The following is a 16,214-nucleotide window of genomic DNA, read 5'->3' as shown; positions in this document are numbered from 1 at the left end:
TTACGCTGTGTGCTGTTTAATTAGTTCAATGAAGTGGTCGAATAGCGGCGCTGCGTCTTCTGGACCTGGGCTCGCTTCTGGGTGACCTTGGAAGCTAAATGCTGGCTTGTCTGTGCGGTGGATACCTTGCAGAGAACCGTCAAATAGTGACTTGTGCGTTGCACGTAGATTCGCAGGTAGCGTCTCTTCATCAGCAGCAAAGCCGTGGTTTTGTGAAGTAATCATCACAACATCACGATCTAAATCTTTAACTGGGTGGTTTGCCCCGTGGTGACCAAACTTCATCTTCACTGTCTTAGCGCCTGACGCAAGAGCAAGAATTTGGTGGCCTAGACAGATACCGAAGATTGGTAAGCCTTTTTCTAGGAACACTTTTGTCGCTTCAATTGCGTAAGTGCATGGTTCTGGGTCACCAGGGCCATTTGAAAGGAATACGCCGTCTGGGTTCAGTGCAAGCACTTCTTCAGCAGAAGTTTCAGCAGGAACAACGGTTAGGCGGCAACCGCGGTCAACGAGCATGCGCAGGATGTTTCGTTTTGCACCGAAGTCATAAGCAACAACGTGGTATGGCAATTCTGAGTCTGCTTTCGCTTCAGGAAGTCCACCCGTAAGCGTCCACGAACCTTGTTTCCATTGATACGCTTCTTTTGTTGTAACTTCTTTCGCAAGGTCCATACCTTTCAGGCCAGGGAATTCTTTTGCTTTAGCTAGAGCCAAAGCTTCGTCAATGTTATTGCCCGCTACGATACAACCGTTCTGTGCACCTTTCTCGCGTAGAATACGAGTTAGCTTACGCGTATCAATATCAGCAATGCCGACAACATTTTGCGATTTTAGGTAATCAGAAAGGGATTGTTCATTACGGAAATTAGAAGCGATGAGAGGGAGATCGCGAATCACAAGGGCTTGAGCATGAATGGAAGAAGATTCTTCGTCTTCGGAATTGGTTCCGGTATTGCCAATGTGAGGGTAAGTGAGAGTAACGATTTGTTGAGAATAGGAAGGATCAGTGAGGATTTCTTGGTACCCCGTCATCGAGGTATTAAAAACGACTTCTCCAACTGCGAAACCTTCCGCGCCAATGGATTCACCGTGGAATACTGTCCCATCTTCTAGGACTAGCAGTGCTGACTTACTCAAGACAACCTCCAGAATAAAAATGCATTAAAATTGATTTAATTTGCAAATCTACCTTCCTGCAACACCCAAAACTGCGTGTTTATGGAAATTAGACAAATTGGCGGTATTCTAATGATGGTCTTGATTGCTGTCAATATTTGTCGATAAATAAAATTAAACTTTAGGGGATCTACATTAAAAACCGCTTAAAGCCTCCAAAACAGTAACTTTACAGGCCTTATAATTACATCAAATTGCAATTTGGGATTTTTAGCCAAGGATTAGGAAAACCAAGATCACAAAATTTATTTGTTAATTTGCGCAAACGTTAATCAAGCAAAGATTAACCACACTTTTAAGGGTTTTAATAAAAAACACATCAGAACACGCAAAACACAAAGGTAAAGGAGGGAAATAAATGAAATGTAGCTCAGCTAAATATCGAATAGCATAGAAAGGTAGAATAAAAACGCCAGCAAAAGCTGGCGCATAATTATGTATTAAAGTTCGTTCAATCCAAGAACATCTGTCATAGTAAAGAAACCACTTTGCTTTCCGTTCAGCCAGACAGCCGCTTTCACAGCACCATTAGCAAAGGTCATACGATCTGTCGCTTTATGGGTAATTTCAACACGCTCACCGATATCAGCAAACATTGCAGTATGCTCTCCAATAATATCGCCAGCTCGAATCGTTGCGAAGCCAATCTCATCCTTGGTACGCTCACCAGTAATTCCTTCACGAGCATATACAGCAACATCATTGAGCTGGTTACCCATAGCTCCCGCAATGGCTTCACCCATACCAATTGCTGTACCAGACGGTGCATCAACCTTATGACGGTGGTGTGCTTCAACAATCTCGATATCGCAGTACTCGCCCATCACTTTAGCAGCTTTCTCTAACAGCTTGAAGACAAGGTTTACCCCAACACTGTAGTTGGGTGCCATCACAATTGCGATATCTTTAGCAGCAGCGTCAATTTGAGCTCGTTCTTCATCACTGAAACCAGTTGTACCTATGACAATTTTCTTACCATGTTTCTTACACAACTCGATGTTCGCAAGTGTGCTCACAGGAGCAGTGAAGTCGATGATGACATCAAAATCTGCAATGGACTTTTCGAGATTATCGGTTAGTGTTACCTCGATTTTCCCCTCACCACATAGCTCACCAATATCGACGCCAACTAGTGACGATTCTGGACGCTCAGAGCCTGCACCGATCAGTGCCTCCTGATTTTGATAAGTTGCTTTAACGAGGTTTCGGCCCATTCGGCCTGCTGCTCCTGCAATCGCAATTCTAACCACTGCGTTGTTCTCCGTTGATATTGAACTCTCCCCCTAATAACACGGGTCTATCGAGTTCTCATTGAAATTGTCTACATAAACTAGCAACAAATGAATTGGGTTACCACCCAATTATTGGCCACGATAAGTTGCGACTACACGCTCAAGAATAGGAACGTTCGCTTCTGGAAATTGGTAATCGCTTAATGCCGCTACATCAACCCACTCGCCCTGCTGGCCTTCTTTACCATAAGGGGTATTTTTAAAGCTATTCACGGTAAAGAAATCGAACTTAAGAGATTTGTCTGGGTAATCATACTCAAGATGTTCAAAGTGCTTCGCTTGCGTTACCTCAATACCAATTTCTTCAAATAGCTCTCGAGCTATCGCTTGCTCGGGCGATTCACCTTGCTCAACTTTCCCTCCTGGAAACTCCCAAAATCCACCTTTATGTAGTTTCTCGGGGCGTTTGGTAATAAACACTTGCGACTGTTCAGGGTTAAAAATGATCGCAGCAACAATATGAATTCGTTTCATCACTATTCCATCCGTAATAGGAAAGTTTTCCATAATAAAAAAGAGCCGCTAAAGCGGCTCTTTTACTCAACATTTTAGCTTAGCCTATTTTACCATGGCACTGCTTGTATTTCTTACCACTACCACAAGGGCATGGCTCATTTCGACCTACTTTACGCTCTTCACGTACCATAGGCTGATTGCCTTCTTCTGATTCTTCACCATCAGATAACTGATTTTCCGCTGCAGCATGTTGGGTTTGAGCACGACGAGCTGCTTCTTCGGCTTGAGCACGACGTTGAGCTTCCATCTTCTCAACTTCTTCTTGCTGTTGAACTCGAACTTTAGAAAGGATGGCAATCACATCAAACTTGAGTGAGTCCAATAATCCTTCGAACAGTTCAAACGATTCACGCTTGTACTCTTGTTTCGGGTTCTTCTGTGCATAGCCACGTAAGTGAATACCTTGGCGAAGGTGATCCATCGCAGCCAAATGCTCTTTCCAAAGGCCGTCCAGTGTTTGCAACATAACCGACTTTTCAAAATTACGAAGCACTGTCTCACCAACTGCTTCTTCTTTCTGTTTGTAGACAGTTACCGCTTCTTCTAAGATCTTCTCGCGTAGAGCTTCTTCGTATAGCTTGTCGTCTTCATCCAACCAAGTTTGGATGGATACATGAAGGTCAAAGTCGTTTTTCAAGCGTTCTTCAAGGCCGGCAATATCCCACATTTCTTCTAGTGACTGTGGCGGAATATATTCGTCGATCACCGAGCTGAATACATCCGCACGGTTTTGTTCTAGCATTTCGCTGATGTCATCAACGCTCATCAGTTCATCGCGAAGCTCATAAACCACTTTACGCTGGTCGTTGGCAACGTCATCGTACTCTAGTAGCTGTTTACGAATATCGAAGTTACGGCCTTCCACCTTACGCTGAGCTTTTTCAATCGAGCGAGAAAGCATCTTAGACTCAATCGCTTCACCTTCATCCATACCGCTTTGAATCAAACTAGCCATACGATCAGAAGTAAAGATACGCAGCAATGAATCTTCCATTGAAAGGTAGAAGCGCGAAGAACCCGCATCACCCTGACGACCAGAACGACCACGCAGCTGATTATCAATACGACGAGACTCGTGGCGCTCTGTGCCAATAATATGTAGGCCACCTGCTTCAAGTACTTTATCGTGAACAACTTTCCACTCTGCCTTGATCTCATCGATCTGCTCTTGAGTTGGATTGTTTAGTTGTTCAACTTTCATCTGCCAGCTACCACCCAACACGATATCGGTACCACGACCAGCCATGTTAGTTGCAATAGTTACCGCGCCTGGTGTACCCGCTTCAGCTACAATCTCAGCTTCACGTTCATGGAATTTAGCATTGAGAACGTTGTGCTTGATCTTGGCTTGCTTAAGGGCATTCGATAGCAATTCCGATTTTTCAATCGAAACTGTACCTACTAGTGATGGCTGACCTTTTTCTACGCGCTCTTTAATGTCTTCGATGATTGCATTGAATTTTTCAACTTCAGTACGATAAACCACATCAGGCATATCGTTACGAATCATTGGTTTGTTCGTAGGAATAACGACAGTTTCCAACCCATAGATTGACTGGAATTCAAATGCTTCTGTATCGGCAGTACCTGTCATACCAGACAGTTTTTCGTAAAGACGGAAGAAGTTTTGGAAGGTGATAGACGCGAGAGTTTGGTTCTCATTTTGGATCTTAACGCCTTCTTTTGCTTCTACTGCTTGATGAAGACCTTCAGACCAACGACGACCCGGCATTGTACGACCAGTGTGCTCATCAACGATGACCACTTCTTCGTCTTCATTGACAATGTAGTCCACATTCTTTTCAAACAACACGTGCGCACGCAATGCAGCATTCACGTGATGCAGAAGGCTAATGTTCGTTGGTGAATAAAGAGTATCGCCCTCTTCCATCAAACCATTTTTTATCATTAACTCTTCAACAAATTCCTGACCTGTTTCCGTCAAGTGTACTTGTTTAGATTTCTCATCGACTGTGTAGTGACCATCACCACGGTATTCTTCAGAGTCTTCTTGCTCTTGCTGTTGCAAGTGAGGGATAAGAACATTGATACGCGTGTAAAGCTCTGAGCTATCTTCCGCAGGACCAGAAATAATAAGAGGAGTACGAGCTTCATCGATAAGGATCGAATCGACTTCATCGACAATAGCAAAGTAACGTTCACGCTGTACACGGTCTTCCGCACGGAAAGCCATGTTGTCACGTAGATAGTCAAAACCAAATTCGTTATTTGTACCGTAAAGAATATCGGCTTGGTAAGCTTCTTTCTTCTCTTGCGGAGGCATATTAGGCACATTGATGCCAACTGTCATGCCCAGGAATTCGAATAGAACACGGTTTGTTTCTGCGTCACGCTTTGCAAGGTAGTCGTTCACCGTTACTACGTGAACCGCACCTTTTAGTGCGTTCAAATATGCAGGTAGAGTTGCAGTTAGTGTTTTACCTTCACCAGTACGCATTTCTGCAATTTGGCCAGAGTTCAGTACCATGCCACCGATGAGCTGTACGTCAAAGTGACGCATACCATAAACACGCTTAGATGCCTCACGAACGGTCGCGAATGCTTCTGGTAATAGCTTGTCTAGTGATTCACCCTGTTCTAAACGCTGACGGAACTCAACGGTTTTTGCCTTTAACTCTTCATCGGAAAAAGCTTCAAACGTTGGTTCGTAATTATTAATTTCTTTAACTATTTTTTTAAGGCGGCGCAATGTTCTGTCATTACGGCTACCAATAACTTTAGTCAGTAGCTTAGCTATCATTTGTTGTGAATCTCTCTTTGCTTAGATCGTTCAGATCTACTCTAAATGCCTTCAGTCTCTACCCGTTTTAAACTAAGGATACTGAGATAAATCATGTATCAGTGATATTGTGATGAGCGGGCTGAATTTCAAGGCACTATCTATAATTAGTGCCGCATAGTTTAAGGAATTTTCTCCCGAACAACCAATAGTGTGAGCATTTGTTTGAAGCTCACTTAAATTTTTCTCCAATTCCAGCGATATTTCGTTTAAGAATGGCTGTTTTGCTACCGTACAATCGCCTACTATTAGGGATAGAAACCAATCGAGGCTTTTATGAGAGATCATCGCCCTACTCTTACTGACGAATTGATTACTGGCTCAAAACTCGGTCAGATCCAGCAACACGCCGGAGAGATCATCAAGATCAATCAAGCCCTATCCCAGATCTTACCTAAAGGAGTGGTGGATCATTGCCGCGCGGCAAACGTGCGATCAAACCACCTCGTCATTGAAGTTGCCAGTGCTGCAATAAAAATGAAGCTCGATTACGATCGACTCAATATCCTAAATCAATTAAGAAACGCTGGGTTCGCACGGTTAATGGCGGTCGAAATTCGCATAAATCCAGGACTCTACCAGCGCCGACCAGGCGAGTTCACCTCTGACAAACCAGCAAAGAAACGCGCACCATTGTCCAATAATGCCGCAAGTGCACTACTGATGATTGCTTCGGGGGCTCCACCTAAAGTGAAAAAGCGCTTAGAGAAACTCGCTCAACTTGCACGAGATGAGTAACTTTATTTAGCAAGTATAAGAAACAAAAAAGCCAGACTCGAAGGTCTGGCTTTTAAAATCTATATCTTCAGTGTTTACGCAAGCACCATGTTAGGTTCAGCAAAAGTAACAGGTGAACCAACTTCTTCTTCGAATGTTGCCCATTCCCATGCTTCCTGATCGGCTAGTACTGCACGTAGCAATTGGTTGTTCAAACCATGACCAGATTTATATGCGCGGAACTCACCTACAATAGCATGACCACACATGTATAGGTCACCGATTGCATCAAGTACTTTATGAGTCACAAATTCATTCTCAAAACGAAGGCCTTCTTCATTTAGAATGCGGTACTCATCCAGCACAATCGCGTTATCAAAGCTACCACCTAGAACCAAGTTTTGAGATTGTAAGTACTCAATATCACGCATAAAACCGAAAGTACGTGCGCGAGAAATCTCTTTTACAAAACCTTGAGAAGAAAAATCAAAACGCAGTTGTTGCTGGTCTGCATCTATTGCTGGGTGATCGAACTCAATTTCGAAGTCCATTCTGAAACCATTGTACGGTACCAGTTCAGCCCACTTATCACCGTCTTCAAAACGCACTGGTTTCTTAATGCGGATAAAGCGCTTAGGTGTGTTAAGCGTTTCAATACCAGCTTGTTGCAGTAAGAATACAAACGGACTTGCACTACCATCCATAATCGGAATTTCAGGCGCATCGACTTCGATAATGATGTTATCGATACCCATGCCCGCAAGTGCTGCGTTCAAGTGTTCTACCGTAGAAATACGTACGCCTTCATCGTTCACCAATGCGGTACATAGCATTGTATCGCGCACTGACTCTGGGTCGGCTGGAAAATCTACAGGTGGGTTGACGTCAGTACGACGGTAAACAATACCCGTATTTGCAGCGGCTGGGCGAAGAGTAAGTGTCACTTTACGACCAGAGTGGAGTCCCACACCAGTAGTTTTCACTATTTCTTTCAGAGTACGTTGTCTGATCATCTACTTGCCTCGATAAAAGTGCTACAAATCACGGTCGATGAGTTCACCGACCGCAAATCCTACCATAATTTTGAACAGTGTCAAATTATGCTTATATCTTAATCAGCTTGGCGACGTAAAAATGCCGGAATATCCAAGTACCCACCATCTTTTTCTGTCTTAGCAGCTGCATTTTGGCCATTTGATGACGAAACAGGTGCCGTAGGTGCTGGTTGAGATGTTACCTGAGGTTTTTCCTGCAAAGGCTGTGCCGGCTTCTCTTCTACTTTAGCAGCTGGCTGCTGTGGAGCAGAAGGCGTAGACGGAGCAGTTTGCGTTTGCGGCTGAGCGACTGGAGCTACTTTCGCTTTGCCACCCGCAACTAGCGTAATGTCAGGCTTTTTCTCGTTACCAATACCAGTAGCAACAACTGTAACGCGAATCTCATCTGTCATATCAGGGTCAAGGGAAGTACCAATAACCACTGTCGCGTTATCAGATGCAAACGCTTTAACTGTGTTACCCACCGTTTCGAACTCATCAAGACGCATGTCTAGGCCAGCAGTGATGTTCACAAGTACACCACGAGCACCGGCAAGATCAATGTCTTCAAGTAGAGGGCTTGAAATTGCTGTTTCAGCTGCTTCTTCCGCGCGATCTTCTCCCTTAGAGACACCGCTACCCATCATTGCGTGACCCATTTCAGACATGACCGTTCTCACATCTGCAAAGTCGACGTTGATCATACCAGGACGAGTGATAAGTTCAGCAATGCCTTGTACCGCATTTTTCAGTACATCGTTTGCGCTCGCAAACGCTTCAAGCAATGTGACACCACGTCCTAAAACTTTCAGTAGCTTCTCATTCGGAATAGTGATTAAAGAGTCTACGTGCTTCGACAGCTCTTCAATTCCTTGCTCCGCAAACGCCAAACGCTTCTTACCTTCAAAGCTAAATGGCTTAGTCACTACTGCAACCGTTAACACGCCAAGTTCTTTAGCCACTTCAGCAATAACAGGCGCAGCACCAGTACCGGTACCACCGCCCATACCAGCGGCTATAAATACCATATCGGCACCAGTTAGAACTTCTTTAATTCTTTCTCGATCTTCAAGTGCAGCTTCACGGCCAACTTGAGGGTTAGCCCCAGCACCTAGACCTTTAGTAATGTCACCACCAATCTGAATGACACTGCTTACACTCGTTTTACGCAGCGCTTGAGCATCGGTGTTTACACTGATGAATTCCACGCCTTCGATGGACTCACGCACCATGTGTTCTACAGCGTTACCGCCGCCACCACCCACTCCAACGACTTTAATTACCGCATCGTCAGACATTTCCATCATCGGTTCAAACATGTGTTATCTCCGTTTTTCCTGCTACTCAGGTTAAAACTCTTTTTGTATCCAATTACGTAAACGGCCAACGAAGCCAGACATAGATTGACGCTTTGGTTCGCTATATTCTATGTCATCACTCACTTGACTATCCTTTGCGTAATGAAGTAAGCCAACAGCCGTCGAATGAAACGGCTCTTTTACATAATCTGTTAAACCACTAACTTCTAGCGGTTTACCAACTCTAACTTGATTGCGGAATACACGCTCGGCACATTCCACCAATCCTTCAATCTGTGCTGCACCACCGGTAAGAACAACACCAGCAGCTAAATGATGCTTGATGCCATCTTCACGAAGTTTTGATTGGACTGTATCAATTGTCTGATTAACCAATCCCATCAGTTCAGTGTAACGAGGCTCAATAACCTCGGACAAGGTCTGCCTTTGTAAACTGCGCGATGGACGCCCACCCACGCTAGGCACGTTAACCGTATCGTCTTTACTCACCAATTCGCTAAGTGCACAGCCGTATTTCACCTTGATCTCTTCAGCATCGCTTACTGGCGTACCAAACGCAAATGCTATATCGCTAGTCACTGCGTTTCCGGCGTAAGAGAATACTTCTGTGTGACGTAGCGCACCACCAGTCCAAATGGAAACATCCATTGTACCTGCGCCAATGTCTACCACACAAACACCCAGTTCGCGTTCATCATCAGTGATAACTGCATTACTTGCAGCTAAGCCAGAATAGACAAGCTGATCCACTTTCAAGCCACAACGCTCTACAGCTTTAATAATGTTTCTTGCCATATCATTGTGACAAGAAATGAGGTGAACACTCACCTCCATTCGAACACCAGAAAGGCCAAGTGGATTCTTAATCCCTTCTTGGTAGTCGATAGTAAATTCTTGAGGAATGACGTGCAGGATTTTTTGCTCGTCTCCAATTTTGATCGATTTAGCGGTATGAATCGCTCTATCCATATCTTCTTGGGACACTTCCTCATCAGAAATGGTTCCCATCCCCTTTTCAATACGGCTAGCGATATGGCGGCCGGATAAAGAGATGAAAACATTACTGATCTGGCATTCTGCCATCAACTCAGCTTGGTCAACCGCACGCTGAACAGACTTAACGACAGATTCAAGGTCGTTAACTCCGCCCTTGTCCATACCTCTCGATGGGCTTGTTCCAGCCCCAATGATATTTATCTGGCCGTCAGGCAAGACCTCACCTACTAGAGCTGATACGGTTGCAGTGCCTATATCAAGACCAACAATTAAGTTGTCATCAGCGGCCTTAGTCATCTGTACTCTCTTGTTCTAACTCTTGTTCAGGGAACCAGCCAATTGCCGCTCCCGTGTCGTATCTGAGGTCGATATAACTGACTTTATCAGCGTCACTTCCTAAGCTCGTATACAGCGCAATGAAGCGCTCAATTCGTTCGTTTAACGATTCTTTGCCTAATTCAAGACGAATACCATTATCTAGAATTATTTGCCATGCTCGGCGATCGTTCAAAACCAACGATGTAATATTTAGATCTAACGCTTTAAAAAGAGGGGTTATTTCTCGCCAAATATTCAATACTTCTTGGCTACTCCCTGTCGGGCCATAAAGCTTAACCCGCTCTCCTTTTAGCTGGCCAATATCTCCGTCAAAGACATTGCCTTTTTCATTCAGTAACGCGTTTCCATTCCATATAGCCTCTGCTTGATACTCAGTCAGAAAAACTTTGATGGTATCTGGCCACTGTTTACGAATAGAAGCGTGAGCAACCCATGGAATGGTTGATACCACCTCTTGCAGTTCGTCGATGTCCTGAGACATAAACGTGCCAATATGCTCTAGTTCAGAAAATGCCTGTTGAACATTGTTGGCTGAAACGTAATTCAAATCGCCCTGAAGAACTATTTTGGAAAGCGGAAGCCTTTGATCATCCCACATCCAAGACAATGTTGAGTAGAGGGTAAAACCTATGGACAACAAAACCACTAGCAAAAACACACCGCCAACGGCATGTTGTTTAACTAGTGGTGAATGCGATACACGACGGCTTTTTCTCAAAGCACTTTTTACCAAAGTCGCTGTCCCTACACATGGCTCTCAATACATTCCCTATTTTTATAGAGGTAAAGCAGTTACTTTAACCTTGGGATTATACTGAGCTAACTGAAAGTATCAAATACAGAAAGTGATAATTAGCGTATAGATTTGAGCCAAACCAATAAAATGACTCAATTCTACTTTTTGCATTATGCAGACTGCATTTTATTAATATTTAACTCAAAAGCTGCGAGTTGTTTAGCTACTTTGCCAACATCACCAGCACCTTGGGTTAGTACGAGGTCACCATCTTGTAAAACATTAGCTAAAACAGATGGTAGAGCAGATGTTTCCGCAACAAATATTGGATCGATTTTACCTCGACTACGGATAGTTCGACATAACGCACGCCCATCTGCACCTGCTATTGGCTTTTCCCCGGCCGAGTAGACGTCAAGCATGATAAGTACATCGACTTGCTCGAGTACATTAGCAAAATCATCATAAAGGTCGCGCGTTCGGCTATAACGGTGGGGCTGGAAAACCATGACCAGTCGTTTTTCTTCCCAGCCGCTGCGAGCTGCTTGAATGGTTACGTCTACTTCGGTTGGGTGATGACCATAATCATCCACCAGCATTGCACTACCATTGCCAGTATCAAACTCACCTAGGTGGTCAAAGCGGCGTCCCGTCCCTTGTGTTCCTGCCATTGCTGCCAGAATCGCTTCATCGCTCACATCATCTTCTGTCGCAACCGCGATGGCTGCTGACGCATTCAGTGCATTATGACGACCAGGAATGTTCAGCGTAATATCCAAATTATCTTTACCCTCACGGACCACAGTAAACTTACCTTGTTGGCCGTCCTGACGGTAGTTTTCAATACGAACATCGGCATCTTCAGAAAAACCGTACGTGATAACTTGACGACTGATTCTTGGAATCAATTCTCGTACGACTGGATCATCGATACACACAATAGCTTGACCGTAAAATGGTAAATTGTGTAAGAAATCGATAAACGTCTGCTTTAGCGTTTCAAAGTCCCCGCCATATGTATCCATATGATCCGCTTCAATGTTAGTCACAATGCTAACCATTGGCTGAAGGTGCAAGAAAGAAGCATCACTTTCGTCTGCTTCAGCGATAAGAATACGGCTTGAACCTAATCTTGCATTGGTTCCAGCACTTTTTACTAATCCGCCATTTACAAACGTGGGATCTAATCCCGCCTCAGAGTATATCTGAGTGACTAATGCAGTCGTCGTCGTTTTACCGTGAGTACCCGCGACAGCAATCCCATGACGAAAACGCATAAGCTCCGCCAGCATCTCTGCTCGGCGAACTATAGGAATACGACGCTCTCTGGCTGCCATGATTTCTGGGTTTTCTTCATTAATCGCGGTAGAAACCACCACCACGCTCGCCTGTTCAATATTGCTCTCTTGGTGACCAATATAAACCGTGGCACCTTTTTCAGTTAGGCGCTCGGTTACCGGGTTTTCTGCAAGATCAGACCCTGTAATTTGGTAGCCTTCATTTAACAATACTTCGGCAATACCACTCATACCAGCTCCGCCAATACCGATAAAGTGGATGCATTTTACTCTTCGCATCTCTGGCACCATGGCACGGATCTGAGCTAAATCTTGTGTATGTTCTATGGTCATGAATCTTGTCTCGTTATTTAGTCAAAGCAATGATCGCGCTCGCTACCGTTTGATCCGCTTCTAGCTTAGCGGCTTCACGTGCTTTTATCGCCATAGTCAGCAACGCAGGGCGATCTAAACTGGCAATCATCGTTGTTAATTTGTCTTGGGTGAGGTCTGGCTGCTCAATCATCTTGGCTGCACCGCACTCCACTAAATGATCAGCATTCAAGGCTTGCTGACGGTCTTTATGCATAAACGGAATAAATATCGCCCCTACACCTGCTGCAGATACTTCTGACACAGTCAACGCTCCAGAGCGACAAACTAGGATATCTGCCCAGTCATAAGCTTTAGCAACATCATCGATAAACTCTACCGTTTCAGCTTCAGTCACTCCCATTTCTTGGTATGCGGCCTGTACCGAACTTTGATTATTCTTTCCTGCCTGATGAAGCACCTGATAGTGTCCACCAAGTGACTGCATCACTCCTGGTAGCGTGGTATTCAAAATCTGAGCGCCTTGGCTACCACCCATTACTAAAATACGAATAGGACCATCACGCTCTGATAGACGAATAGAAGGCTCCGGCAAAGCTACGACATCCTCACGCACAGGGTTGCCGACCACTTCCGCAGTTGGGAATGCACCGGGAAACGCCTGAAACACTTTTTTGGCAATTTTTGACAGCCATTGGTTCGTCAGCCCTGCTACCGCATTTTGCTCATGCAAAACGACAGGCACACCGCTAAGCCAAGCAGCAATACCTCCAGGGCCACTGACATAACCACCCATGCCCAATACCGCATCAGGCTGCCAATTTTTAATATGGCGCTTGGCTTGCAATATAGCACTGATAATTTGGAATGGCGCTTTGACCAACTTAGTCAGGCTTTGACCTCTCAACCCTTTCACTTTGATAAAGTCGATATCAATACCATGTTTTGGCACCAATTCAGCTTCCATTCTGTCCGCGGTACCTAACCAGCGAATCTCCCAACCTTGTTGCTGTAACTTCTTAGCAACGGCAAGCCCAGGGAATACATGCCCACCAGTACCGCCAGCCATTACCATCAAACGTTTATTCTTTTTCATTAGATTCTTTTTCTTCCGCCACATTCTTTTCAGGCGTACTGCGGCTTTCTATTAACCGACATTCATGGTCGATTCGAAGTAAGATCGACACGGCGACAGACATTATAATTAAACTCGAGCCACCGTAACTAATCAAAGGTAGCGTCAAGCCTTTGGTTGGAACAATACCAGCCGCAGCCCCTACGTTAACTAACGTTTGGAACGCGAACCAAATACCAATACCAAAAGCCAAGTAACCGCCAAATAGCTGGTTGTTATCAAACGCTTTTTTGCCAATAAAAATGGCTTTAAATACCAAACTGAAGATCAACATAAGCACCAAGGTAACACCGACAAACCCCAGCTCTTCTGCTAAAACAGCAAACACAAAGTCAGTATGTGCCTCAGGAAGATACTCTAGTTTTTGAATGGAGTTTCCAAGTCCTTGACCAAACCACTCACCTCGACCAAATGCCATCAGCGATTGAGTTAGCTGATAACCGCTACCAAATGGATCTTCCCACGGATCAAGGAAAGAGGTGACCCGCCTCATTCGATAAGGCTCCGCAACAATCAGCGCGATAACGGCCATAATACCGGCGACCATTAACGCGATAAATTGCGACAGTTTTGCTCCTGCAATGAACAGCATGCCAAACAAGGTGACCAACATAACAATAACGGTCCCTAAATCAGGCTGGCCCAATAGTAATATCGCTAATGTGCCAAACACCATGATCGGCTTCATGAAGCCGCCAAAAAAGGTGGCTCTTACTTCCTCTTGCTTACGAACCAAATACCCTGCCATAAATATAAATAGCGATAGTTTGGCAACTTCTGCAGGCTGAAGATTGAATAACCCAAGCGGGATCCAACGGGAAGCACCATTAACCGACTTTCCCGCTACTAACACAACAATCAACAGGAAAAACGATATACCCAACAATACTGAGCTATAGCGCAGCCAACGCTCCAAAGGCACTTGCAACACAACAGCAGACGTAGAGAGCGCCAAGATCAGAAACACTGCATGGCGAAACATAAAGTGAAAAGGCTGATCAGTGAGGCGTGAGCTAATAGGAAACGAAGCGGATGTTACCATCACTAGGCCCGTCAGCATTAGGCCCAGCGCTATCCATACCAATTGCCTGTCAAATAGGGCGTCTGGTACTGGGTGGCTAAACCATGCTTTCGCGCCTGAAAGGCTTCCTTTTAACTGCATTAATTACCTCAGTCAGGCGTATTGACGTGCAAGCTGTGTAAAGGCTTCGCCACGTGCCATAAAATTATTAAATTGATCAAAGCTTGCACACGCAGGCGATAGCATCACCATATCACCGGGTTGTAACTTAGGAGTAATGCTTTCCACAATTTCAGCCATTGATTCATAGCGCTTCGATGAGTGATGTAATGGCAGAAACTCAGCACCATCGGCCCCAAAGCAACACAGTTCAACATTAAGAGAAGCGAGCGCAGGCCTAAGTTCACTAAAGTCGGCACCTTTGCCATCCCCCCCGACTAACAGATACAAAATGCCACGACACTCTAAACCCGAGAGCGCAGCCAATGTACTGGCAACATTCGTCGCTTTGGAATCATTCACCCACTTAATACCGTTATTATCTGCGACAACTTGGCAGCGATGCGTCAAACCATTGTAAGATTTCAGCGCATTCAGGCCTTTAGTGAAATCGATGCCAGCCTCTGCAAGTAATGCTAATACAACCAAAGCGTTAGCGACATTATGACGACCGACTAGAGACAGTTCACTACTAGCCAAAACGGGGGCATCATTGGCAAACAAGTATTCCTGTCCCTGATGAAGGTCTAGTTTAAATTGTCCGCGGTTACCTAGACTAAACTCTATCAAGCGTTTATCCATCGTATCTGGATAAGTTTGAGCGTCTTCCTTATTAACGATGCAGGCTTGTGCATTTGCAAAGATTCTTAATTTAGCTTGTCGGTAGTCCTCCATGCCGTCATAGCGATCCATGTGGTCTTCTGACAGGTTAAGGAAAGCCGCGGCAACTAAAGACAAACTCGAAGTCGTTTCAAGCTGAAAGCTTGATAACTCCAAGACATATAAATCCGCATCTTGGTTCAAAAGTTCCAAGGCGGGAACACCTATGTTACCGCCTACACCGACTTTCAGCCCACAGCCAGCAGCAACAACACCGGTTAGATCAGTAACTGTACTCTTACCGTTCGAGCCCGTAATAGCAATAACAGGCTTGTTCACCTGCCAAGCAAATAATTCTATATCTCCAACAACAGGGATACCTTTGGCAATGACTTGCTGAATTTCAGCTGTCGCAAGCGCAATTCCAGGGTTCACCACCAACAAATCTGCTTGGTGCAGCCACTCTAGATTCCATCCACCAGCATGAAGTGAAACATCTTGTGGAAGCTCAGTCTGTCCTGGAGGGTTCGCTCGTGTATCAATGACTTTAATGTCTAGATTATGAGGTAATTGCACAAGGTGTTTAACGACAGAGAGCCCGGTAATACCGAGCCCTACGACGACAACACGATTGATGTTTTGCCACTGATTCATTTAGTAACCTGCAAAGGTGTTGAATCTGCACGCTCAGCACAGAGCAT

13 protein-coding genes are annotated in these 16,214 nt (G+C 44.8%); 1 reads left to right on the top strand and 12 read right to left on the bottom strand.

Annotated features, from left to right (window positions below; translation table 11 throughout):
* The 4 genes from carA to secA form a co-directional block, all read right to left on the bottom strand.
* Entirely contained in the window at positions 1–1,140 is a 1,140-nt protein-coding gene (gene carA, locus ACXABW_RS02680) for a glutamine-hydrolyzing carbamoyl-phosphate synthase small subunit (RefSeq protein WP_457523875.1), read from the bottom strand.
* A gap of 479 nt (positions 1,141–1,619) precedes the next feature.
* Complete coding sequence (gene dapB, locus ACXABW_RS02675; RefSeq protein WP_252029545.1) at positions 1,620–2,429, bottom strand: 4-hydroxy-tetrahydrodipicolinate reductase; 810 nt, start codon at positions 2,427–2,429, stop codon at positions 1,620–1,622.
* A gap of 111 nt (positions 2,430–2,540) precedes the next feature.
* Entirely contained in the window at positions 2,541–2,945 is a 405-nt protein-coding gene (mutT, locus tag ACXABW_RS02670; protein ID WP_252029544.1) for an 8-oxo-dGTP diphosphatase MutT, read from the bottom strand.
* Between the two features lie 79 nt (positions 2,946–3,024).
* Positions 3,025–5,748, bottom strand: coding sequence for a preprotein translocase subunit SecA (secA, locus tag ACXABW_RS02665; protein ID WP_457523872.1), 2,724 nt, complete (start codon positions 5,746–5,748; stop codon positions 3,025–3,027).
* A gap of 315 nt (positions 5,749–6,063) precedes the next feature.
* Here secA and ACXABW_RS02660 point away from each other — a divergent pair, with 315 nt between their 5' ends.
* Positions 6,064–6,525: a DUF721 domain-containing protein gene (locus tag ACXABW_RS02660; protein WP_252029541.1), complete on the top strand. Its 462-nt coding sequence runs from the start codon at positions 6,064–6,066 to the stop codon at positions 6,523–6,525.
* A 74-nt stretch (positions 6,526–6,599) separates the two neighbouring features.
* On the opposite strand, the gene lpxC is transcribed toward ACXABW_RS02660, so the two are convergent.
* The 8 genes from lpxC to murD all read right to left on the bottom strand — a co-directional run bounded on the left by lpxC (position 6,600) and on the right by murD (position 16,167).
* Complete coding sequence (gene lpxC, locus ACXABW_RS02655) at positions 6,600–7,517, bottom strand: UDP-3-O-acyl-N-acetylglucosamine deacetylase (RefSeq protein WP_457523870.1); 918 nt, start codon at positions 7,515–7,517, stop codon at positions 6,600–6,602.
* A gap of 98 nt (positions 7,518–7,615) precedes the next feature.
* On the bottom strand, positions 7,616–8,857 hold the full coding sequence (ftsZ, locus tag ACXABW_RS02650) for a cell division protein FtsZ (protein ID WP_252029539.1): 1,242 nt from the start codon (positions 8,855–8,857) through the stop codon (positions 7,616–7,618).
* 30 nt (positions 8,858–8,887) lie between these two features.
* A complete protein-coding gene (gene ftsA / locus ACXABW_RS02645; RefSeq protein WP_252029538.1) occupies positions 8,888–10,150 on the bottom strand; it encodes a cell division protein FtsA in 1,263 nt (420 codons plus the stop codon).
* A complete protein-coding gene (locus tag ACXABW_RS02640) occupies positions 10,143–10,925 on the bottom strand; it encodes a cell division protein FtsQ/DivIB (RefSeq protein WP_252029536.1) in 783 nt (260 codons plus the stop codon). Before ACXABW_RS02640 ends, ftsA begins: the two co-directional genes overlap by 8 nt.
* Positions 10,926–11,098: 173 nt before the next feature.
* Positions 11,099–12,559: a UDP-N-acetylmuramate--L-alanine ligase gene (gene murC / locus ACXABW_RS02635; RefSeq protein ID WP_252029534.1), complete on the bottom strand. Its 1,461-nt coding sequence runs from the start codon at positions 12,557–12,559 to the stop codon at positions 11,099–11,101.
* Positions 12,560–12,572: 13 nt separating this feature from the next.
* Positions 12,573–13,634: an undecaprenyldiphospho-muramoylpentapeptide beta-N-acetylglucosaminyltransferase gene (murG, locus tag ACXABW_RS02630; protein ID WP_457523867.1), complete on the bottom strand. Its 1,062-nt coding sequence runs from the start codon at positions 13,632–13,634 to the stop codon at positions 12,573–12,575.
* Positions 13,621–14,835, bottom strand: a complete 1,215-nt coding sequence (gene ftsW / locus ACXABW_RS02625) for a cell division protein FtsW (protein WP_252029530.1) — start codon at positions 14,833–14,835, stop codon at positions 13,621–13,623. Before ftsW ends, murG begins: the two co-directional genes overlap by 14 nt.
* Positions 14,836–14,847: 12 nt before the next feature.
* Positions 14,848–16,167: a UDP-N-acetylmuramoyl-L-alanine--D-glutamate ligase gene (gene murD / locus ACXABW_RS02620; protein WP_457523865.1), complete on the bottom strand. Its 1,320-nt coding sequence runs from the start codon at positions 16,165–16,167 to the stop codon at positions 14,848–14,850.
* Between the last annotated feature and the right edge of the window lie 47 nt (positions 16,168–16,214).

It is taken from the genome of Vibrio paucivorans (assembly GCF_054053395.1).
This window is presented reverse-complemented; position numbering and strand designations above follow the sequence as displayed.